Below are 17,618 nucleotides of genomic sequence, written 5' to 3'. Positions count from 1 at the left end.
GGCGGCATTCGCGTTAGCTCTCGTTAATCCGGTGAGCGCATGATTTCAGGCAGTCGGATCGGCTTTCCTCCTCCCAAGCCCGGTTCGGATCAGGGGCGGTCGCCAATGGCCGCCCTTTTTGCGAGCACAGGCCTTGGGCCGGCTTGCCATGGTTCCCGTCATTTGCGATGCCTCATCCCTTTCAGGGAGTACAGCCATGAGCGACTATAAAACCGCCATCGTCACCGGCGCCGGTACGGGCATCGGCAAAAGCGTCGCCACGGCGCTGCTCAAGGCCGGCTGGAATACGGTCTTCTGCGGTCGCCGCAAGCCGGTGCTGGAGGATGCGATCGCCGCCGCCGGGCCGACACAGGCCAAGGCATTGGCGGTCGCCTGCGACATCAGCAAGGCCGATCAGGTCGACGATCTGTTCGAGACGGTGGCAGCGGCCTTCGGGCGCGTCGACCTGCTCTTCAACAATGCCGGCACGAGCTACAAATCGACATTGATCGACGATATCCCGGTCGAGGTGTGGAACGACATCGTCGGGGTCAATCTCACCGGCTCGTTCCTGTGTGCTCGCGGCGCGTTCGGCGCCATGCGCAGGCAGCAGCCGATGGGCGGCCGCATCATCAACAACGGCTCGGTATCGGCCTATGCGCCACGGCCGGGCTCGGTGCCCTATACGGCGACCAAGCACGCCATCACCGGGCTGACCAAGACGCTGGCGCTGGACGGCAGGCCCTTCGACATTGCTTGCGGTCAAATCGACATCGGCAACGCGCTGACCGACATGGCGCAAGCGATGACGGTCGGCGTGCCGCAAGCCAACGGCACCATTGCCGCCGAAGCGGTGATGGATGTCGAGCGCGTCGCCGATGCCGTCCTTCACATGGCCAGCCTGCCGCTCGACGCCAACGTGCTGTTCATGACCGTGATGGCGACCAAGATGCCGTTTGTCGGCCGCGGCTAGTCTCAGCCCGGTCGCGTTCGACCGGCCTCATGCGACGCGCTTTAGGTTCTTGTTTATGCATGTCGTTATCACAAACCGCTGCACACTTTTGCGCGACATGCATTAGGGCCGCGTGACGGGAAGCGGCACGCCGGGAAGATACAGCGAAATCGGGCGGATTTCGTAGACGGCGGTCGGATTGACGCGGCGAAGGTCGCGCGCAATGTCGACAGCGGCGTCACGGTTGGCGCAGTCGACAACATAGAGTCCCAGCAATTGTTCCTTGGTCTCGGCGAAGGGGCCGTCAACAACCATTCCGGTGCCTGGCCCGCGCAAGGTGCAGGCGTCTTGTGTCGCGCCGAGCCGCGCCGCCGGTCCGAGGGTGCCTTGCCGGTAAAGCCGATCGTTGATCTGGAGAAGATCGGTCATCAGCGCCGAATCCTGCTCCGGCGTCAGCGCCGTAATCGCTTCTTCCTCGTGATAGGCTAGAATGGCATAGAACATCTGGCGTCTCCTTTCGTCGATCGTGGCCTCACTTCGTCAGAAACGTCTCGATCCGCTCCAGCGCGCGCAGGATGTTCTCTTCGGAATTGGCGTAGGATAGCCTGACATAGCCTTCGCCGAGAATACCGAAATCGGGGCCGCCGATCAGCGCCACGCCGGCATCCTCGAGCAGCGCCGAGGCGAGCTTCTTGGCCTTCCAGCCGGTCTTGGAAACATTGGGGAAGGCATAGAAGGCGCCTTTCGGCGTAATGCAGGAAACACCGGGCAAGGCATTCAACCCCTCGACCACGACCTTTCTGCGGCGGTCGAAGGCGCGCATCATCGTGTCGACATCGTCCTGCGGGCCGTCGATGGCGGCTATGCCGGCATACTGGCTCGGCGCGTTGACGCAGGACCAGCAATTGACCGCCAGCTTGCGCACCTTATCGTAGAGATGCGCGCCCTTGTCGCCGTTCGGCCAGATCGACCAGCCCATGCGCCAGCCGGTCATTGCCCAGGTCTTCGACCAGCCGTTGAGCACGATCAGCCGGTCGCGGATTTCGGGGAAAGCGAGCAGCGAACAATGCGTCTCGCCGTCATAGGTCATCACGTCGTAGATCTCGTCGGAAAGGATGGCGACATCCGGGTGCGCTTCCAGGCCCTTGACCAGCTTCTCGATCTCGGCGCGCGGTGTGACGCCGCCGGTCGGATTGGCCGGCGAGTTGAGGATCAGCAGCCTGGTCTTCGGCGTGATCAGCGCCAAGGTCTCCGCGGCCGAAAAGGCAAAGCCGTTCTCCTCGCGCATCGGCACCGGGATGGGGGCAGCACCGGTGAACTCGATCATCGAGCGGTAGATCGGAAAGCCGGGATCGGGATAGAGAATTTCGGCACCCGGCTCGCCAAACATCAGGATCGCCGCGAACATGGTCGGCTTGCCGCCGGGCAGGATCATCACCGCTTCCGGCGAGACTTCGACGCCGGTGGTGGCCAGCGTGCGGCGTACCACCGCTTCGCGCGTCGCCAGCAGGCCGTTGGCCGGCGTATAGCCGTGATGGCCATCGCGTAGCGCCTTGATCGCGGCCTCGACGATATGCTGCGGCGTCTTGAAGTCGGGCTGGCCGATGCCGAGATTGACAATGTCGCGGCCCTGGTGGGCAAGTGCAGTGGCACGCGCCAGCACTGCGAACGCATTTTCCTCGCCGAGGCGGTCGAAGGCCGAAATCGTGTGGAGCATTTTTCCCGTCCGTGTGGTTCTTTCAGCGAGCGTGCGTTTTTGTGAGCGTCCGCCCGCAAAAGTCAAACGGATTGGAGTTTTCGGTGTCGGAAAATCTCAAGAATTGGCAACCGCGCCCGCGGCCCGAACGCAAGTTGCTGGAGGGGCGCACTGTCAGGCTGGAGCCGCTCAACGCCGAAAAGCACGGCGACGGCCTGTTCGAGGCCTCGTCAGTGGTCGATGCCGGCGGCCGCTTCGCCTGGCTGTTCGACGACCCGCCGCAGACCCGCGCCGCCTTCCAGCCATGGCTGGACAAGGCCGAAGCCAGCGATGACCCGCTGTTCTTCACGGTCATCGACAAGGCCAGCGGCAAGGTCGCCGGGCGCCAGACGCTGATGCGCATCGATCCGGCCTATGGCGTGATCGAGATCGGCAACATCTATTGGGGACCGCTGATCTCGCGCAAGCCGGCGGCGACGGAAGCGCAGTTCCTGTTCATGAAGTACGTCTTCGACGAGCTTGGCTACCGCCGCTACGAATGGAAATGCAACAATCGCAACGAGCCGTCGAAGCGCGCGGCGGAACGTTTCGGCTTCAAGTTCGAGGGCGTTTTCCGTCAGCATCTTGTGGTCAAGGGCGAAAACCGCGATACCGCGTGGTATTCGATCATCGATAAGGAATGGCCTGATCTGCGCAGAGCCTATGAGGCGTGGCTCGATCCGGCCAATTTCGACAGCGATGGCCAGCAGAAGCGGCGGCTCGAGGATTTCCGCGCCGAGTTTGGCGCGTAGCAGGAGCTCATAGATGGCGCATACCCACGACCATGCCGCGCAGGGCCACGACCACAGTCACGGTGCCGGGCATGTGCATGGCTCGACCGACAAGAAGCGCGTGCTGATCGCGGCTTGCCTGACCGCCGGCTTCATGGTCGTCGAAGCGCTTGGCGGTCTCCTGACGGGATCGCTGGCGCTGCTGGCGGATGCCGGCCACATGCTTGCCGACTGCATTGCGCTCGGCCTTGCCTGGTATGCCTTTCATCTTGCGAGCCGACCGGGGACCGTGCGCCTCACCTACGGCTTCGGCCGGGTCAAGACACTGGTCGCCTACACCAACGGCATCGCCATCTTCGCCATTGCGCTGTGGATCGTCTATGAGGCCTGGGGGCGTTTGCTGACGCCTGAGCCCGTGCTCGGTGGGCCGATGCTGGTCGTTGCGATTGCCGGCCTTGCGGTCAACATCGGCTCTTTCTTCGTGCTGCATGGCGGCGACCGTGACAGCTTGAACATGCGCGGCGCCATCCTGCACGTGCTCGGCGACCTGCTTGGCTCGGCCGCGGCGATCATCGCGGCGCTGATAATCCTGGCGACGGGCTGGACGCCTATTGATCCGATCCTATCGGTCCTTGTCGCGCTGCTGATCCTGTCCACGGCATGGTCGCTGATGCGCGAGGCTGCCCACGTCCTGCTCGAAGGCGTGCCGGCAAGCCTCGACCGCGACCTGATCGCGAGGGACATCGAAGGCTCGATCAAGGGCGTGCGCGAGGTGCATCACATGCATGTCTGGTCGATCGACGGTTCCAGCAACATGGCGACGTTGCATGCCTGCCTCAATGACGGCGTCGACGCGCATATGGCGGTCAGCGCGATCAAGAAACGGCTTGCGCAGGAGCATGGCATAGCCCATGCCACCGTCGAACCGGAATTCGGCCAATGTGCCGACAGCCATGAGCATGATGGCGAGCACGATCACGCGCATGATGCGGCACCGCACCGTGGCCACTATCACTGATTTCGGGAGTTCCTGGTATTGGCAACGATCGACATGAACGCCCGCTACCCTGGGGCCGCGTGATGGACCGCGACACCCGCAATGCGGCAATCGGCGCCGCCTGGATTTTGCTGCTGTTCGGCATCGCAGCCTATTATCTTCCAACCGTGATGCTGGCGGTCGGCAACGTCTCGACGGTTCTTGCCGGCGTCGTCGCCGCGATCTTCATGGTGGCAATCTTCGTCGTGTTCTGGCTGCGTAGCCGCAGCCAGCGCAAAAAGGGAAAGTGACATGCGCATTCTGATTACCGGCGCGGCAGGCATGGTCGGCCGCAAGCTCATTGCCCGGCTGGCCAAGGACGGGACACTCGGCGGCCGCAAGATCGCCGCGCTCGACCTTCACGACATCGTGCCACCGCAGGCGCCCGCCCTCGAAGGCGTCAGCATCAGCGTCCACACCGGCGACCTTGCCGCGCCGGGCGCGACGACAAATCTGGTCGCGCCGCGGCCCGACGTGATCTTCCATCTCGCCGGCGTGGTGTCGGGTGAAGCGGAGGCCAATTTCGATCTCGGCTACCGCGTCAATCTCGATGGCACAAGGGCGCTATTCGATGCCGTCCGGCTGGCGGCATTTGCGCCGCGCCTCGTCTTCACCTCATCGATCGCCGTGTTCGGCGCGCCGTTTCCCGAAATCATTCCGGACGAGTTCCACCCGACGCCGCTGACCTCTTACGGCACGCAGAAGCTGATGGGCGAGGCGCTGCTTGCCGACTATACCAGGCGTGGCTTCTTCGACGGCATCGGCATCAGGCTGCCGACCATCTGCGTCAGGCCGGGAAAGCCGAACAAGGCGGCCTCGGGTTTCTTCTCCGGCATCATCCGCGAGCCGCTGAGCGGCCATGAAGCCATCCTGCCGGTGCCGCGCTCGGTCGTCCACACACACGCCAGCCCGCGTTCGGCGGTGAATTTTTTGATCCATGCGGCTGGAATTGACGGCGCTGCAGTCGGGCCGCGCCGCAACCTGACGATGCCGGGCGTCGCCGTCAGTGTCGGCGAACAGATCGAAGCGCTGGAACGTGTTGCCGGCGCCAAGGCGGTCAAACTGATCCGCGAGGAGCCCGACGAGACGATCTGGGCGATCGTGAAGGGTTGGCCGACACGCTTCGAGGCGCGGCGCTCGAGGGAGCTTGGCTTCGCTGCCGAAACGAGCTTCGACGAGATCATACGCGTCCATATCGAGGACGAGTTGGGCGGCAGGATCCCTAGTTAAAGCACCCCGATCGGGCGCAACGAGGTCAGGCGCCAGTCAGGCTGGCCGATAGCAGCAGCAGACCGAACAGGAAGACGAAGGCGGCACCGCCGATTTCGACGAAGGAATGGATGCGGTTGCCCATGCGGCCGTCGCCGGCGAAATACACCGCCCAGTTCTTCGCCGTGACCGCAAGCGTCGCCAGAGCCGAGACGGTGATTGCGGTGCCTAACGCCATGGCCAGCACCGACAGGATACCGCCGAACCACAGCCCATTTAGCAAGGCGAAGCTCAGCACGATCAGCGCGCCGGAACAGGGGCGGATACCGACGGCAGCCACCGCCGACCAGGCCGTGCGCCAGTCGAAGCGATCGCCGGAAAGCAGCGCCGGGTCGGGCGCATGCGAGTGCCCGCAGGTCTCGCAGACCTCCCCCGCCGCATGGCTGTGGTGATCGTGCGCAGCATGGGCGTGGTCGTGTGCGCCGTGGTCATGATGGTCATGCGCATGGTCGTGATCGTCATGCGCATGAAGCGCGTGGGAATGTGCCGCATGGGCATGCGCGGAATGTGAATGGCCGGCATGTGAATGGCCGGCATGGGCAGCCGAGAGGCTGTAGCCGGGATTTGCGCCGAACAGGCGAAGGATGGCCGGGCCGGCCTTGCGCCACAGCAGCCAGGCGCCGAACAGGGTGACGAAGACATAGCTCATGATTTCGAGGAACCATGCGGCGTCGGTCATCGATATCGCGGTGCCGCGCAGCACGAAATAGGCGAGCAGCATCACCACGATCGCGGTCAGCGCCTGCAGCAGGGCCGAGACGAAGGACAGCATGATGCCGCGCCGGAGCGCCACTTCATTGGCCACCATGTAGGATGAGATCACCGCCTTGCCGTGACCGGGGCCGGCAGCGTGGAAAATGCCATAGGCAAAGGACAGGCCGATGAGCAGCCACATCTTGCTGCCGTCCTGGCGCATCGCCTTCATCGCGCCGGCAAGCGCATGATAGAATTCCTGCTGGCGCAGATTGATCCACATCAGGATGTGGGCGAACGGGCCGGTGGCGGTTGGAGCCATGCCGTCATTGGTGCCGATGCCGAGCGAGCTCTGGGCGTGGGCGGAGCCGAGAAAGTGCGTCATCACAAAGGCGGCGGCCAGAAGACCGACTGCCAAACGCAGGGACGGTTTCGTCACTGGATCTATCCTTCCGGCTGACAGGTCAGTTCAAGCTTGGTGGCAAAGATCTTGCTCATGTCGGTGCCCGTCGGATCGTTGAAGAACGCGTCGGTCAGGGTCTTCTGGTTCTGGGCGATCGCCTCATCCGGATTCGGGCGGACAACCTTGCTGGTGCAGGTCGGCGGCAGGCCATCGACCTGCAGATGGGCATCCTCGGTGAAATCGATCGCGGTGTAGAAGGTCGGGTCGTACACCCCGATGTCGATCTTGCCGCTGAGCTTGATCGGCGCCTTCGGTTCAGATTCGAACAGGATGATCAACTGGTCGTTGTCGAAATTGGCCATCAGCTGCGGCGGCGGGGTCATTGCCACGTCCTTGCCGTCGACGGTGACGAGCTGGAAGTAGTTGAATTCGGCAAGCGAGGCATGGACGGTGTCGGCAACATCCTTCAGCTCCTTGTCGTCGAGCTTCAGGTCGGAATTCTTGTCGAACTCCATCATCACCGTGCTCGAAAACAAGTCGTCGAAGCGCCAGACATGGCGCAATGCCTTCACAGTTTGGTGATCCGGGCCGAGGACCACTTCGAGCCGTGCCTCGGCGAAGACGTGGGGATGCACCTCGGCCGGTCCGACGGCGGCGATAGTCGCGGTCAAGGCCGAAGCCAGCATGATGGCTTGCTGTTTCAGGTGCATTCTCGGTCGCGATTCAATCGGCTTCGGTGAATTGCCGACAGTTACCAGAAAGGGGGCGAAAATGGGACCGCAAGCCGGCTGAAAGCTCATGCGGTGTCCAGCGCCTTGAACCACTGCACCAGGAAGTCGACGAATACGCGAACTTTTGCAGGCAGATAGCGCCGGTGCGGATAGACGGCGAAGATGCCGCCGCCGGGCAGGATGCGGTCATCCAGAGCAGTCACCAGCTTGCCGCTTTCGATGTCGGGCGCGGCGATGAAATCCGGCAGGATGGAAAATCCCAATCCAGCCACGGCAGCGGCCCTTGCCGCCATCGGGCTGTTGACCTCGATCGGGCCGGAAACCGAAACGCTCACGGTATCGCCGCTGTCGCCCTTGAACGGCCAGTTGGTGAGCCAGCGGCCATTGGTGTCGATGATGCAAGGCACGCGGGCAAGGTCTTGCGCCGTGACCGGCATGCCGTGCTTGGCGATCAGTTCGGGAGACGCGCAAAGCCGTACCGAAAATGGGGCCAGGCGCCTGGCGATCAGCGAGGAATTCTCCAGCCGCGAAATGCGCACCGCCAGATCGAAGCCCTCCTCGACCAGATCGACGAAGCGATCGTCGAGATGAATGTCGAGGACGATGTCGGGATGCTGCTTGGCGAAGTCGATCAGCGATTGGCCGATCGGCGCGTCGGCGAAAGTACGCGGCGCCGACAGCTTGATCCTGCCGCGCACGTCGCCGGAGGATTCGCGCACCGCATCGGCAAGGCTGTCGACCTCGCGCACGATCTCCGAGGCGCGCCGGTAATAGGTGTGGCCGGCCTCGGTCAGGGAGAACTGCCTGGTGGTCCGGTTGAGCAGCAGCGCGCCGAGTTCGTCCTCCAGCTCGCGCACATATTTCGACAACAGCGCCTTCGAGCGGCCGATCTTGCGCGCCGCCGCCGAAAAGCCTTCGGCCTCGACCACGTCGATGAAGGCACGCATGCGGGTCAGCGTATCCATGTCATGCGCCTCCTTGGCGGGCTGAAAGGATGCGGGCGGCCAGCGCAATCAGCTGCCGGTCGCTGTTCTTCGGACCGAGCAGCGAAAGTCCGAACGGCGCGCCTTCGGCCCTGCCGAGCGGCAGCGTGATTTGCGGAAAACCGGACAGGCCGGAAAGGCATAGCAGTCTCAGCGCGCGCTCGCGATAGGTCTGCAAATCGTCGAATGTCGCGGCCTTGAGCGGCGCCGCTCCCGGAGCGGTCGGAAGCACAAGAACGCCGTCGTCGCCAAGCAGGCCGGCAAGTTCGAGGCGAAACGAAACGCGACGTTCCGTTTCGTGCTGCGCGGTTGTCGCGCTGATGGTCGCGCCATGCTCGAAGCGCTCCTTGACGCCGGGGCCGAGCATGCGGTCGCCGCCGGCGATCCAGGCGCCGTGGCTTTGCCAGGCTTCATAGCCCTGCAGCTTACGGAAGCACCAATAAAGATCGTCGATTGAATGCGACAGCGGGCCAACGCTGCGCGGCGCTCCCAGCACCGACGCGACACTGCGGACCATGGCGCGATATTCATCCGCCTCCAGCGGGCCGAGCACGAGGCTGTCCAGCGCGTCGAGGGCAAGAGGGCGTACCAGTTCGTGGCGATGCGGATCGTCGCCGAGCAGCACCGTGCCGACCTTTTCGTAAGTGACGATATCCCTGGCGAACCAGCCGAACGTGTCCAGCGAAGGCGCCAGCGGCATGGTGCCGTCGAGCGGGATGCGGCCATGCGTCGTCCTGAGGCCGATCAGGCCGCAGAAGCTTGCCGGCGCACGGATCGAGCCGCCGGTGTCGGACCCGGTGGCGATGTCGGCGAGCCCGCCGGCTACCGCCGCGGCAGAACCGGAGGATGAGCCGCCGGTGACGCGGTCGGGTGCCGCCGGATTGATCGGCGACGGGAAATGCGCGTTCAGCCCCAGCAGGGAAAAGGCGAGTTCGTCGGTCTGCGTCTTGCCGACGAAGCGTGCGCCCGAATCAAGCAGCGCCTGGACGGCCGGCGCGGTCGCCGTGGCCGGTGAAGCTTCCCGGTATTTCTGCGGATTGCCGCAGCCGGTGCGGTAGCCGGCGACGTCGAAGATATCCTTGACGGCCAGCCGCAAGCCGGCAAGCGGGCCGGATTTCGCATTGGCTACAGGGGTTTGATCAAGGTCGAGAAAAGCGTTCAGCGGGCCGCGAGTGCCTGTCATGCGTTCGATATCCGGATGTGCTTGCCGCAGCATTGTTCTTCTGGTTGCCGCAGCATTGTTCGATGCCACAAATTTTACAACCTGCCATACGATTTTTATTGATTGTGAAATCTTTCGCTCTTATATCGCGCTTGCCCAAAGTCGCACGTGCCTGTGGGTGTCCGCCGATCCTCGAATGGTGAGGGCAATCGGTAAGGTAACTGGAGCCAACCCCTCCAGTCGGTTTAGCGGCCAACCGCCAACCGAGGACACCTTGAAGCAACGACGGTGCGGGCCTTTCTGGTGTTCTGCCGGTCGTCCAAAGACCGGGGTTACTGAAGAGGCACACCTTCATTGCCGGCAGTGCGGACGGGTCTCCCATCCAAGCCAAGGCAGACAAAGCGAACCGAGGCCGGGCAAGGCCAAGGTTCACCGCCGCGAGACGGCGCTTCATGGTTCCGGGGTCTCCACCGGCTGGTTCCATGGATTTCCGTCCCGCCTTTGTCCACCGCGTGTTCGCGAGGCCGAGAGCCCGCGTCCGCAAGCCTTTGTGCGCGCCGAAAGGCGCTGATGGAGAGACCCCGATGGCTACCCAGCGCATCCTTGATTTCCTCGCTACCCGACGTCCGAACGGCCCGTGCCTCGTCGTCGACCTCGATGTGGTGCGCGACAATTTCCGCGCCTTCGAGAAGGCGCTTCCCGATTCCAAGATCTACTATGCGGTGAAAGCAAACCCGGCGCCGGAAATCCTGCGCCTGCTTGCTGCGATGGGCTCGTCCTTCGACACCGCTTCCGTTGCCGAAGTCGAGATGGCGATGGACGCCGGTGCGCCGGCGGACCGCATCTCCTTCGGCAACACCATCAAGAAGGAGCGCGACATCCAGCGCGCCTACCAGCTCGGCATTAAGCTGTTTGCGGTGGACTGCGTCGAGGAGGTCGAGAAGATCGCCCGTGTCGCTCCCGGCGCTCGCGTGTTCTGCCGCGTCCTGACCGACGGCGAGGGCGCCGAATGGCCGCTGTCGCGCAAGTTCGGCTGTGTGCCGGCGATGGCGGTCGACGTGCTGCGCCATGCCAGGGCGCTCGGCCTCGATGCTTATGGTGTGTCGTTCCATGTCGGCTCGCAGCAGACCGACCTGACCGCCTGGGACCGCGCGCTGGGCGACGCCAAGAAGGTGTTCGCGACGCTCGCCGACGAAGGCATCGTGCTGAAGATGGTCAATATGGGCGGCGGCTTCCCGACCCGCTATCTCAGGGATGTGCCGGTGGCGCAGGCCTATGGCCAGGCGATCTTCTCGGCGCTCAGGAAGCACTTCGGCAACGCGATCCCCGAGACGATCATCGAGCCGGGCCGCGGCATGGTCGGCAATGCCGGCGTCATCAAGTCGGAGGTCGTGCTGATCTCGAAGAAGGCCGACAACGACAATGTGCGCTGGGTGTTCCTCGACATCGGCAAGTTCGGCGGTCTCGCCGAGACCATGGACGAGGCGATCCGCTACCCGATCGTCACCGCGCATGACGGCAGCGAGACCGCGCCTTGCGTGCTCGCCGGCCCGACCTGCGATTCGGCCGACGTGATGTACGAGAAGACGCCGTATCCGCTGCCCTTGTCGCTGACCATCGGCGACGAGGTGCTGATCGAGGGCACCGGCGCCTACACGACGACCTACGCGTCGGTTGCCTTCAACGGCTTCGAACCTCTCCGATCCTACGTGATCTGACGGTTCGAAAGAACCGATCAGATCATCCCGAGGTGGGCGCCTGTCGCCCGCCCGGGCTCGCCTGTGGAACAATCCGCTCGTGAAGGATCGCGGAAATGGACGTTTTGGATTTCATTGTTGAAGGCGCCGCGGGGATGTCCCCCTCGAGGGGGGAGAATGCCGGCGCTTTTGTCATCACTGCCGAAACCGCTGCCGATATCGGTGCGCGCGAGGCTTTGCTCGATCGCGCCATGGGGCCGAAGCGCCGGAAGAAGTCGTCGGAAAAGCTGCGGCGCGGCCGCCGGCCTTCGGAGGGCCTTGCCTTTGTCGCGCGCGATGCGTCGGGCGCTGTTGCCGGCACCGTGCGGCTGTGGGACGTGGTGCTGGGCGAGGGCGGCAAGGCAGCGCTGCTGCTCGGCCCGCTTGCGGTCGACCCGGCGCTGAAAAATGCCGGCATCGGCTCGGCGCTGATGCGCCATGCAGTGACTGAGGCCGAGCGGCTTGGCCATGCGGCGATCCTGCTGGTCGGCGACGCACCCTATTACGAGCGCTTCGGGTTTTCGGCCGCAAAGACCGGCTCGCTGGCCATGCCGGGGCCTTACGAGCGGCACCGCCTGCTGGCGCGGGAACTGGTGTCCGGCGCGCTCGACGGCGCGCAGGGCACGTTGAAGGCGGCCGGGCGCAAGCTGAAGGCGCAGCGGCTGTCGCTCGCTGCCTGATGGTTCGAAGCCGCCGTCGTCGCGCGCGGCGGCTTGTCTCACCTTAAGCGATCAGCCGATCAGCTGGCTGAGCGCCATGGCGACGCTCATGTCGCCTTCGACCTTTATCTTGCCGGACATGAAGGCCATGGTCGGGTTGAGATCGCCTGATATCAGCGAGTCCAAATCGTCGAGCGACAGCTGTATGGTGCAATCTGCCGGTGCATCGGTGGTCGAGACATCGGCGCCGTCGATGACGATGACGCCGTCGCTGCCGGTGTCGAATTTCACGGAGCGATCGAACCCGGCGCTCGCCACGCGCGACCTGATCTTGTCGGCAATCTCCTGAACGCTCATGGCGGTTCTCCTCGTCTGGTTGCGTTGTCGCGCCTTGGCGCTTCGACCCGGCCGAAGCCGCTTGCCTGGTTTTACAGCCACGGTCGGCGCATATAGCTTCGGGTTGACGTTTACGTCAACGCGGTTCCCCGAGCTGAAGATGGGCTTTATCGACGCAGCATCACGCGGGCATGACACCTTGGCGGCCGGCATTGTTGCCATGCAAAGCCGCCGGGCGTATCAGGCACCACTCCCCTTTTGATATCGGCGAGCCGCCCCGGTGCTTTCCAGAAACGAACCGCAAGTCTATGCCCGCCGACTGCGCGCGGTGCTGATCCGATCGATCCCGCTGCTCGAGGCGCGCGGCATCGCCGTCGTCATTCTGGCGGCTTTGGTCGGGGTGATAGCGGGTGCGCTGGTCACCGGCATGAGCGAACTGGTGCAGGTCCTGCATGGGCTTATGTTCGGCGTTCAGCCCGGTGGTCGGCTTTCGGCGATGTTTTCGCTGCAAAGGCCGGAGCAAGCGCTGATACCGGCGATCGGCGGCATCCTGCTCGGGCTGACGGTGATCTGGCTGAGAAAGCGGAAGTTCCGCACGCCGGTCGATCCGATCGAAGCCAACGCCCTTTACGGCGGCCGCATGTCGCTGACCGACACTTTCATCATCGCCGGGCAGACGATGATCTCGAGCGGCTTCGGCGCTTCGGTCGGGCTCGAGGCCGGCTACACGCAGGTGGGTTCCGGCCTGGCGTCGCGGCTGGCGCGCTTGTTCAGGCTGCGCCGCAACGATGTCCGCATCCTCGTCGGCTGCGGTGCGGCCGGCGCGATCGCCGCCGCCTTCGATGCGCCGCTGACCGGCGCCTTCTACGGTTTCGAGCTGGTCATCGGCATCTATTCGGTCGCCAATGTCGCGCCGGTGATGGCCGCCGCGATCTCGGCCTCGCTGACCGCCGAAATGTTCGGCGGCGTGCCGTTTCCGCTGGAGCTCGCGGGTCTGCCGGCACTCACCGTCAGCCATTATTTGCCGTTCATGCTGCTCGGGCTTTTGGGTGGCGGTGCTTCGATCGCCATCATGCATCTGGTGAGCCTGATCGAGCGCATCTTTGCGCGGCTGTCGATCGACGCCTCGTTGCGCCCAGCCATCGGCGGCGTGATGGTCGGGCTGCTGGGGCTGATCACGCCGCAGGTCCTGTCCAGCGGCCATGGCGCGCTGCACCGCGAATTCGCGATGAATTACGGGCTGGCCGTGGTGGCCAGCGTCTTCGTGCTGAAGCTGTCGGCGTCGGCGATCTCGCTCGGCTCCGGCTTCCGCGGCGGGCTGTTCTTTGCCTCTTTGTTCCTCGGTGCCCTGCTCGGCAAGATGTTCGCCGGCGCGATGGCGTTCGTCTCGCCGGCGACCGGCATCGACCCCGCCGTCGCCGCCGTCGTCGGCATGACCTCGCTCGCCGTCGGCGTCGTCGGTGGCCCGTTGACGATGACCTTCCTGGCGCTGGAATCGACCCGCGACCTGACGCTGACCGGCGTGGTGCTGGCCGCCTCGCTCATGGCGGCGATCCTGGTGCGAGAAACGTTTGGCTATTCCTTCTCGACATGGCGCTTTCACCTGCGCGGCGAAACCATCCGCAGCGCCCATGATGTAGGCTGGATGCGCAGCCTGACGGTCGGCTCGATGATGCGCAAGGATGTCCGCACCATCGACGCCTCAACGACGCTTGCAACATTCCGCAAGCAGGTGCCGCTCGGTGCCTCGCAGCGCGTCATCGCGGTGGATGCCGAACTGCACTATGTCGGCGTGCTGATCGTCGCCGAATTGCACAGCCATTTGTCGGATGACGAGATGCCGGTGCTGTCCTTCGCCAAATTTAGGGATGCGGTGCTGGTGCCGAGCATGAACGTGCAGTCGGCGGCCGAGACCTTCCAGCGCGCCGGCGCCGAGGAATTGGCAGTGGTCGAGGATTTCACCGACCGCAAGGTGGTCGGTTTGCTGACCGAAGGCCACCTGATGCGCCGCTATGCCGAGGAACTCGACAAGGCGCGGCGCGATCTGTCGGGCGAGGGGTAGCCGAGAGGGGATGGCGATCCCGCTGCATTTAGCTGGACACCGCCGGCGAATGACCGCTACCATCGCGGTGGCTTTGAACCAGATTTCATCTGGAGCCAGATTCCGCCTGGAGATGGCGTGCTCGAAGAACCGAACAGAAATCCCGGATCCCATCGCTATGGGAAGCCGAGCTTGTGGTGGCCACCACCGTTGGGTTGACGGCCTGCGGGCCTGATCCAAGCTGAAAATCAAATTCTGTGTTCAGAGAGACATCATCATGAATACCCTGCTTTCCGTGGAAGCCCGGGAGACCGCGCTTGCCGTGACTTTCGTGTCGGGCGAAACAGTCTGCTACCCCTGGCTTTGGCTAAAGGACAATGCACCATCGGCGTTTCACCCGCAGACCGAAGAACGAACTTTCGACCTGACCAGCGTAGACCCCTCGCTCAGACCCATCAGCGTGCGGGACAGGGGCAGCGCTGTGGGCATTGTCTGGCAGAACGACCAGGCTGAGGAGGAATTCCCGAGCCAGTTCTTTGAGTCCTACCGTCCCGGCAGAAAGCGGGACGATCCGGCCGACATCGCTCCGAAACTCTGGGACGCCTCAATCAATCTTGAAACCATGCCGCGTCACGCCGCCGGGGACATCTTGCAAAGCGATGCCGATCTGCTCGCCTGGCTGAAGGCAACGGCTGCATACGGGCTCTCCATCGTCGATGGGCTTGACGATGATCCCGATGCGGGGCGGCGTTCGGCCGAGCGGATTGGTTTCCTGCGCCAGACAAATTTCGGCACGATGTTCGAAGTCGTGTCGATGCCGAACCCGAACAATCTGGCCTATACGCCGGTCGCCTTGCCGCTACACACCGATCTCGCGAACCAGGAGGTGCCGCCCGGCTACCAGTTCCTGCATTGTATCGCCAATGACGCTGAGGGCGGTGGATCGATCTTTGCCGACGGGTTTGCGGTCGTCGCCGCGCTACAGGCGGAAGATCCGGAAGCCTACCGCCTATTGTGCGAGATCGAGATCCCCTATCGTTTTCACGATGAAAACTACGATCTGCGCGGTCGGTTTCCTGTGATTGTAACGCAACGCGACGGGGAAGTGACGGAGTTGCGGTTCAACGCCCATCTTGTCGATGTCATCGACCTTCCCTCCGACCTATGCGCGCCCTTTTATGCGGCTTATCGCAAGCTGATGATGATGATCCGCGGGCCGCGTTTCCAAATAGCCTACCGCCTGAAGGCCGGCGAAATGGCGGTCTTCGACAATCGCCGGGTGTTGCATGGCCGCCAATCGTTCAACCCGAACACCGGGCCGCGACATCTGCGCGGATGCTATGTCGATCGTGGTGAGTTCCAGAGCCGGATTCGCGTCCTCTCGCGATAGTGATGCGACACACATGTCGGCTGCTGCGTAAGGACGGCTCACGTCAACGGTCCGCTAATCGCCGGCTCAGAAATCCGATTGCGCGAACTGCCTTCTTCCTTGTGGAAGAGTGTCTTGAAGAAAAGAGCGTCGGGAACCGCATTGATTACTTTTGCGATCACGGCGGTCGCGAGCACGGCAAACGCCAGGCGACCGAGAAGCACGCTCGTGACATCGGCGCCAAGTGCGACGACGACCAACGTGTCCTCAATGAGGCTATGGGCAAAACCCATGAACACGCAGGCGAGGAATATCTGACGCGGCTCCGCGCTAGGCGTGCGCGCCTCGCGGATCAGCAGTCCTGCGCCATAGGAAATCCCGAGAAACAGGCCGACAGCGGCGAGAGGTACCGTCTGCTTTTCGATGCCGGCGAGCCGAAAGAGCGGTGCAAGCCCTCTGTTCATCCACTCCAAAATGCCCGCCATCTTGAGAAGCTCGATAACCCAGCTTAGCGCAAGCAGAACGATGAGCATGATGCCCAGGGTTTTGACTGTGCCCAGGAGAAAGCCGCCCCAGTCGGTGCTTTCATTCGTCGGCATCCACGCCGGCGCCACCGGTCCTGACAGCCATCCGGTCACGGCGAATATCTGATGCAGAAGGACAGCAAAGACCAAACCCCCGCCAATACGAAGCGCCGCGGTGACCAGGAAGCTCGGCCCGGTCCTCTGAATGATCCGTTGCTCGATCGGAATGGCATGTGCAAACAGCAAGAGAGCCGAAAGAACCGTCATGTCGGCAGTGCTGAGCGCCGAAACCGGAAGCAAGGTGAATACGATCACAAGCGCGCCCCAGATCCCGACCAGCAATCCCGTCAGCCAGGCAAAGGCGAGTTCAGGCGGCAACCCCACCTGCAACATGAGCGGTGAGAAGAACGGAGAAATCGCCTGGATGACGCCAAGATCCTGCAGGAGCCGCGTGGCTATCGCAACCGGAACGATCACGCGAACCAGCTCCCAGTAGATTTCAAGCGTCTCCAATGTCTTGCGATAGAAGGCGGCGCAAATTGCCATCATGCTGCTCCATCATCCCTGGAGCCATCTGGGTAACCTGAGACGCTTCGCATTTGTGGTCAAAGTTTGCGATTACGTGCAATAAAATTGCAATACACCGACGATGAGCGCGACCGAGATGGACAAGATCGACAGAAGGCTTCTCAACCTGCTCCAGGATGATGCCTCACGAACGAACGCCAAACTGGCGGGGTTAGTCGGGCTTTCCCCTTCGAGCTGCCTGCGCCGCATACGACGACTGAAGAAAAGCGGCGTCATTAGCCGCGTTGTCGCGCTTCTCGCACCGGCAAAGGCTGGCCGGGGCTTGAAGGCGATCGTCACCGTCGAACTGGAGCGTCATGGCGAGCAGTATATGCGGGACTTTCTCGAGTTGGCCGCTCAGGAACCGGCCGTCACTCAGGCCTACAGCGTGAGCGGCGAAACCGACGCCGTCCTGATGCTCCGCCTGACGGATATGGAAGAGTTCGATGCGCTATGCGAGCGACTGTTCCGAGACCGAAGCAACGTCGCGCGATACCAAACGATGTTCGTGATCCGAACGGCCAAAGAAGTGACCGCAATTCCACTGTAGTGTTCGGGTTGCGATAGACCTGCTAGGCCGTGAATTCAGCGGCCCGGCGAAGAAACTCTACGAACATTTCAATATGCCGCAAAGGCGGTAGTGAAGGAACGCGTCGCGCACGCTAGGAAATCGCTGGCGCCGAATGTCGGAATTGGGCGCCAGCTCGGCGCA

General features: G+C 63.2%; 18 protein-coding genes. 10 read left to right on the top strand and 8 right to left on the bottom strand.

All coding sequences use genetic code 11. The features are described 5' to 3' along the window. Positions 1–196: 196 nt before the first annotated feature. Positions 197–952, top strand: coding sequence for an SDR family oxidoreductase (locus NKH91_RS01950; RefSeq protein WP_352845592.1), 756 nt, complete (start codon positions 197–199; stop codon positions 950–952). Positions 953–1,054: 102 nt separating this feature from the next. Here the strand turns inward: NKH91_RS01950 and NKH91_RS01945 are convergent, their stop codons facing one another. Both NKH91_RS01945 and NKH91_RS01940 read right to left on the bottom strand, forming a co-directional pair. Beyond that, complete coding sequence (locus NKH91_RS01945; protein ID WP_023720202.1) at positions 1,055–1,435, bottom strand: YciI family protein; 381 nt, start codon at positions 1,433–1,435, stop codon at positions 1,055–1,057. A 28-nt stretch (positions 1,436–1,463) separates the two neighbouring features. Continuing rightward, positions 1,464–2,648 (bottom strand): pyridoxal phosphate-dependent aminotransferase, encoded by a 1,185-nt coding sequence (locus NKH91_RS01940; protein WP_023720203.1) that lies wholly within the window; start codon positions 2,646–2,648, stop codon positions 1,464–1,466. Positions 2,649–2,731: 83 nt separating this feature from the next. Between NKH91_RS01940 and NKH91_RS01935 the strand changes: the two genes are divergently transcribed. From NKH91_RS01935 to denD, 4 genes are all read left to right on the top strand, one after another. Then, on the top strand, positions 2,732–3,418 hold the full coding sequence (locus NKH91_RS01935) for a GNAT family N-acetyltransferase (RefSeq protein ID WP_023720204.1): 687 nt from the start codon (positions 2,732–2,734) through the stop codon (positions 3,416–3,418). A gap of 13 nt (positions 3,419–3,431) precedes the next feature. Further along, positions 3,432–4,415 carry a cation diffusion facilitator family transporter gene (locus NKH91_RS01930; RefSeq protein ID WP_023720205.1) on the top strand — a complete coding sequence of 328 codons (984 nt, stop codon included), beginning with the start codon at positions 3,432–3,434 and terminating at the stop codon, positions 4,413–4,415. Positions 4,416–4,477: 62 nt separating this feature from the next. Beyond that, a complete protein-coding gene (locus tag NKH91_RS01925) occupies positions 4,478–4,684 on the top strand; it encodes a hypothetical protein (protein ID WP_031194351.1) in 207 nt (68 codons plus the stop codon). A 1-nt stretch (position 4,685) separates the two neighbouring features. Beyond that, positions 4,686–5,663, top strand: a complete 978-nt coding sequence (gene denD / locus NKH91_RS01920) for a D-erythronate dehydrogenase (RefSeq protein WP_352590598.1) — start codon at positions 4,686–4,688, stop codon at positions 5,661–5,663. A gap of 25 nt (positions 5,664–5,688) precedes the next feature. On the opposite strand, the gene NKH91_RS01915 is transcribed toward denD, so the two are convergent. The 4 genes from NKH91_RS01915 to NKH91_RS01900 form a co-directional block, all read right to left on the bottom strand. Continuing rightward, positions 5,689–6,843, bottom strand: a complete 1,155-nt coding sequence (locus NKH91_RS01915; RefSeq protein WP_352482093.1) for a nickel/cobalt transporter — start codon at positions 6,841–6,843, stop codon at positions 5,689–5,691. Beyond that, positions 6,840–7,508, bottom strand: coding sequence for a DUF1007 family protein (locus NKH91_RS01910; protein ID WP_352494723.1), 669 nt, complete (start codon positions 7,506–7,508; stop codon positions 6,840–6,842). Before NKH91_RS01910 ends, NKH91_RS01915 begins: the two co-directional genes overlap by 4 nt. Before the next feature lie 86 nt (positions 7,509–7,594). Beyond that, positions 7,595–8,494: a LysR family transcriptional regulator gene (locus NKH91_RS01905; protein WP_352845594.1), complete on the bottom strand. Its 900-nt coding sequence runs from the start codon at positions 8,492–8,494 to the stop codon at positions 7,595–7,597. Position 8,495: 1 nt separating this feature from the next. Next, entirely contained in the window at positions 8,496–9,695 is a 1,200-nt protein-coding gene (locus tag NKH91_RS01900) for an amidase (RefSeq protein ID WP_352815591.1), read from the bottom strand. Between the two features lie 563 nt (positions 9,696–10,258). Here NKH91_RS01900 and odc2 point away from each other — a divergent pair. Both odc2 and NKH91_RS01890 read left to right on the top strand, forming a co-directional pair. Continuing rightward, positions 10,259–11,392, top strand: coding sequence for an ornithine/lysine decarboxylase (gene odc2 / locus NKH91_RS01895; RefSeq protein WP_023720212.1), 1,134 nt, complete (start codon positions 10,259–10,261; stop codon positions 11,390–11,392). A 134-nt stretch (positions 11,393–11,526) separates the two neighbouring features. Then, the gene (locus tag NKH91_RS01890) at positions 11,527–12,090 is read left to right on the top strand and encodes a GNAT family N-acetyltransferase (RefSeq protein WP_352815636.1); all 564 of its coding nucleotides are present in this window, start codon (positions 11,527–11,529) and stop codon (positions 12,088–12,090) included. Positions 12,091–12,141: 51 nt separating this feature from the next. Here NKH91_RS01890 and NKH91_RS01885 read toward each other — a convergent pair whose 3' ends face one another. Next, positions 12,142–12,426, bottom strand: a complete 285-nt coding sequence (locus tag NKH91_RS01885; protein WP_023720213.1) for an SCP2 sterol-binding domain-containing protein — start codon at positions 12,424–12,426, stop codon at positions 12,142–12,144. A 259-nt stretch (positions 12,427–12,685) separates the two neighbouring features. Here NKH91_RS01885 and NKH91_RS01880 point away from each other — a divergent pair, with 259 nt between their 5' ends. After that, positions 12,686–14,467, top strand: a complete 1,782-nt coding sequence (locus tag NKH91_RS01880; protein ID WP_352481963.1) for a chloride channel protein — start codon at positions 12,686–12,688, stop codon at positions 14,465–14,467. A 256-nt stretch (positions 14,468–14,723) separates the two neighbouring features. After that, positions 14,724–15,836, top strand: a complete 1,113-nt coding sequence (locus NKH91_RS01875; protein ID WP_352845595.1) for a TauD/TfdA family dioxygenase — start codon at positions 14,724–14,726, stop codon at positions 15,834–15,836. Between the two features lie 38 nt (positions 15,837–15,874). Here the strand turns inward: NKH91_RS01875 and NKH91_RS01870 are convergent, their stop codons facing one another. Further along, positions 15,875–16,885 (bottom strand): nucleoside recognition domain-containing protein, encoded by a 1,011-nt coding sequence (locus NKH91_RS01870; RefSeq protein ID WP_352845731.1) that lies wholly within the window; start codon positions 16,883–16,885, stop codon positions 15,875–15,877. A gap of 118 nt (positions 16,886–17,003) precedes the next feature. On the opposite strand from NKH91_RS01870, the gene NKH91_RS01865 reads away from it, so the two are divergent. Continuing rightward, entirely contained in the window at positions 17,004–17,456 is a 453-nt protein-coding gene (locus tag NKH91_RS01865; RefSeq protein WP_023720217.1) for an Lrp/AsnC family transcriptional regulator, read from the top strand. Positions 17,457–17,618 lie beyond the last annotated feature (162 nt).

The sequence above is a fragment of the Mesorhizobium sp. M0894 genome, assembly GCF_040319725.1.
Lineage (GTDB): Bacteria > Pseudomonadota > Alphaproteobacteria > Rhizobiales > Rhizobiaceae > Mesorhizobium.
The sequence above is the reverse complement of the archived record's forward strand: the minus strand, read 5'-3'. Positions and strand labels throughout refer to the sequence as shown.

Excerpts from the sequence above, each read along its gene's own strand:
- NKH91_RS01950 (WP_352845592.1), top strand. The coding sequence starts at position 197 with ATGAGCGACTATAAAACCGCCATCGTCACCGGCGCCGGTACGGGCATC.
- NKH91_RS01945 (WP_023720202.1), bottom strand. The coding sequence starts at position 1,435 with ATGTTCTATGCCATTCTAGCCTATCACGAGGAAGAAGCGATTACGGCG.
- NKH91_RS01940 (WP_023720203.1), bottom strand. The coding sequence starts at position 2,648 with ATGCTCCACACGATTTCGGCCTTCGACCGCCTCGGCGAGGAAAATGCG.
- NKH91_RS01930 (WP_023720205.1), top strand. The coding sequence starts at position 3,432 with ATGGCGCATACCCACGACCATGCCGCGCAGGGCCACGACCACAGTCAC.
- NKH91_RS01925 (WP_031194351.1), top strand. The coding sequence starts at position 4,478 with ATGGACCGCGACACCCGCAATGCGGCAATCGGCGCCGCCTGGATTTTG.
- denD (WP_352590598.1), top strand. The coding sequence starts at position 4,686 with ATGCGCATTCTGATTACCGGCGCGGCAGGCATGGTCGGCCGCAAGCTC.
- NKH91_RS01910 (WP_352494723.1), bottom strand. The coding sequence starts at position 7,508 with ATGCACCTGAAACAGCAAGCCATCATGCTGGCTTCGGCCTTGACCGCG.
- NKH91_RS01905 (WP_352845594.1), bottom strand. The coding sequence starts at position 8,494 with ATGGATACGCTGACCCGCATGCGTGCCTTCATCGACGTGGTCGAGGCC.
- NKH91_RS01900 (WP_352815591.1), bottom strand. The coding sequence starts at position 9,695 with ATGACAGGCACTCGCGGCCCGCTGAACGCTTTTCTCGACCTTGATCAA.
- odc2 (WP_023720212.1), top strand. The coding sequence starts at position 10,259 with ATGGCTACCCAGCGCATCCTTGATTTCCTCGCTACCCGACGTCCGAAC.
- NKH91_RS01890 (WP_352815636.1), top strand. The coding sequence starts at position 11,527 with ATGTCCCCCTCGAGGGGGGAGAATGCCGGCGCTTTTGTCATCACTGCC.
- NKH91_RS01885 (WP_023720213.1), bottom strand. The coding sequence starts at position 12,426 with ATGAGCGTTCAGGAGATTGCCGACAAGATCAGGTCGCGCGTGGCGAGC.
- NKH91_RS01875 (WP_352845595.1), top strand. The coding sequence starts at position 14,724 with ATGAATACCCTGCTTTCCGTGGAAGCCCGGGAGACCGCGCTTGCCGTG.
- NKH91_RS01870 (WP_352845731.1), bottom strand. The coding sequence starts at position 16,885 with ATGGCAATTTGCGCCGCCTTCTATCGCAAGACATTGGAGACGCTTGAA.
- NKH91_RS01865 (WP_023720217.1), top strand. The coding sequence starts at position 17,004 with ATGGACAAGATCGACAGAAGGCTTCTCAACCTGCTCCAGGATGATGCC.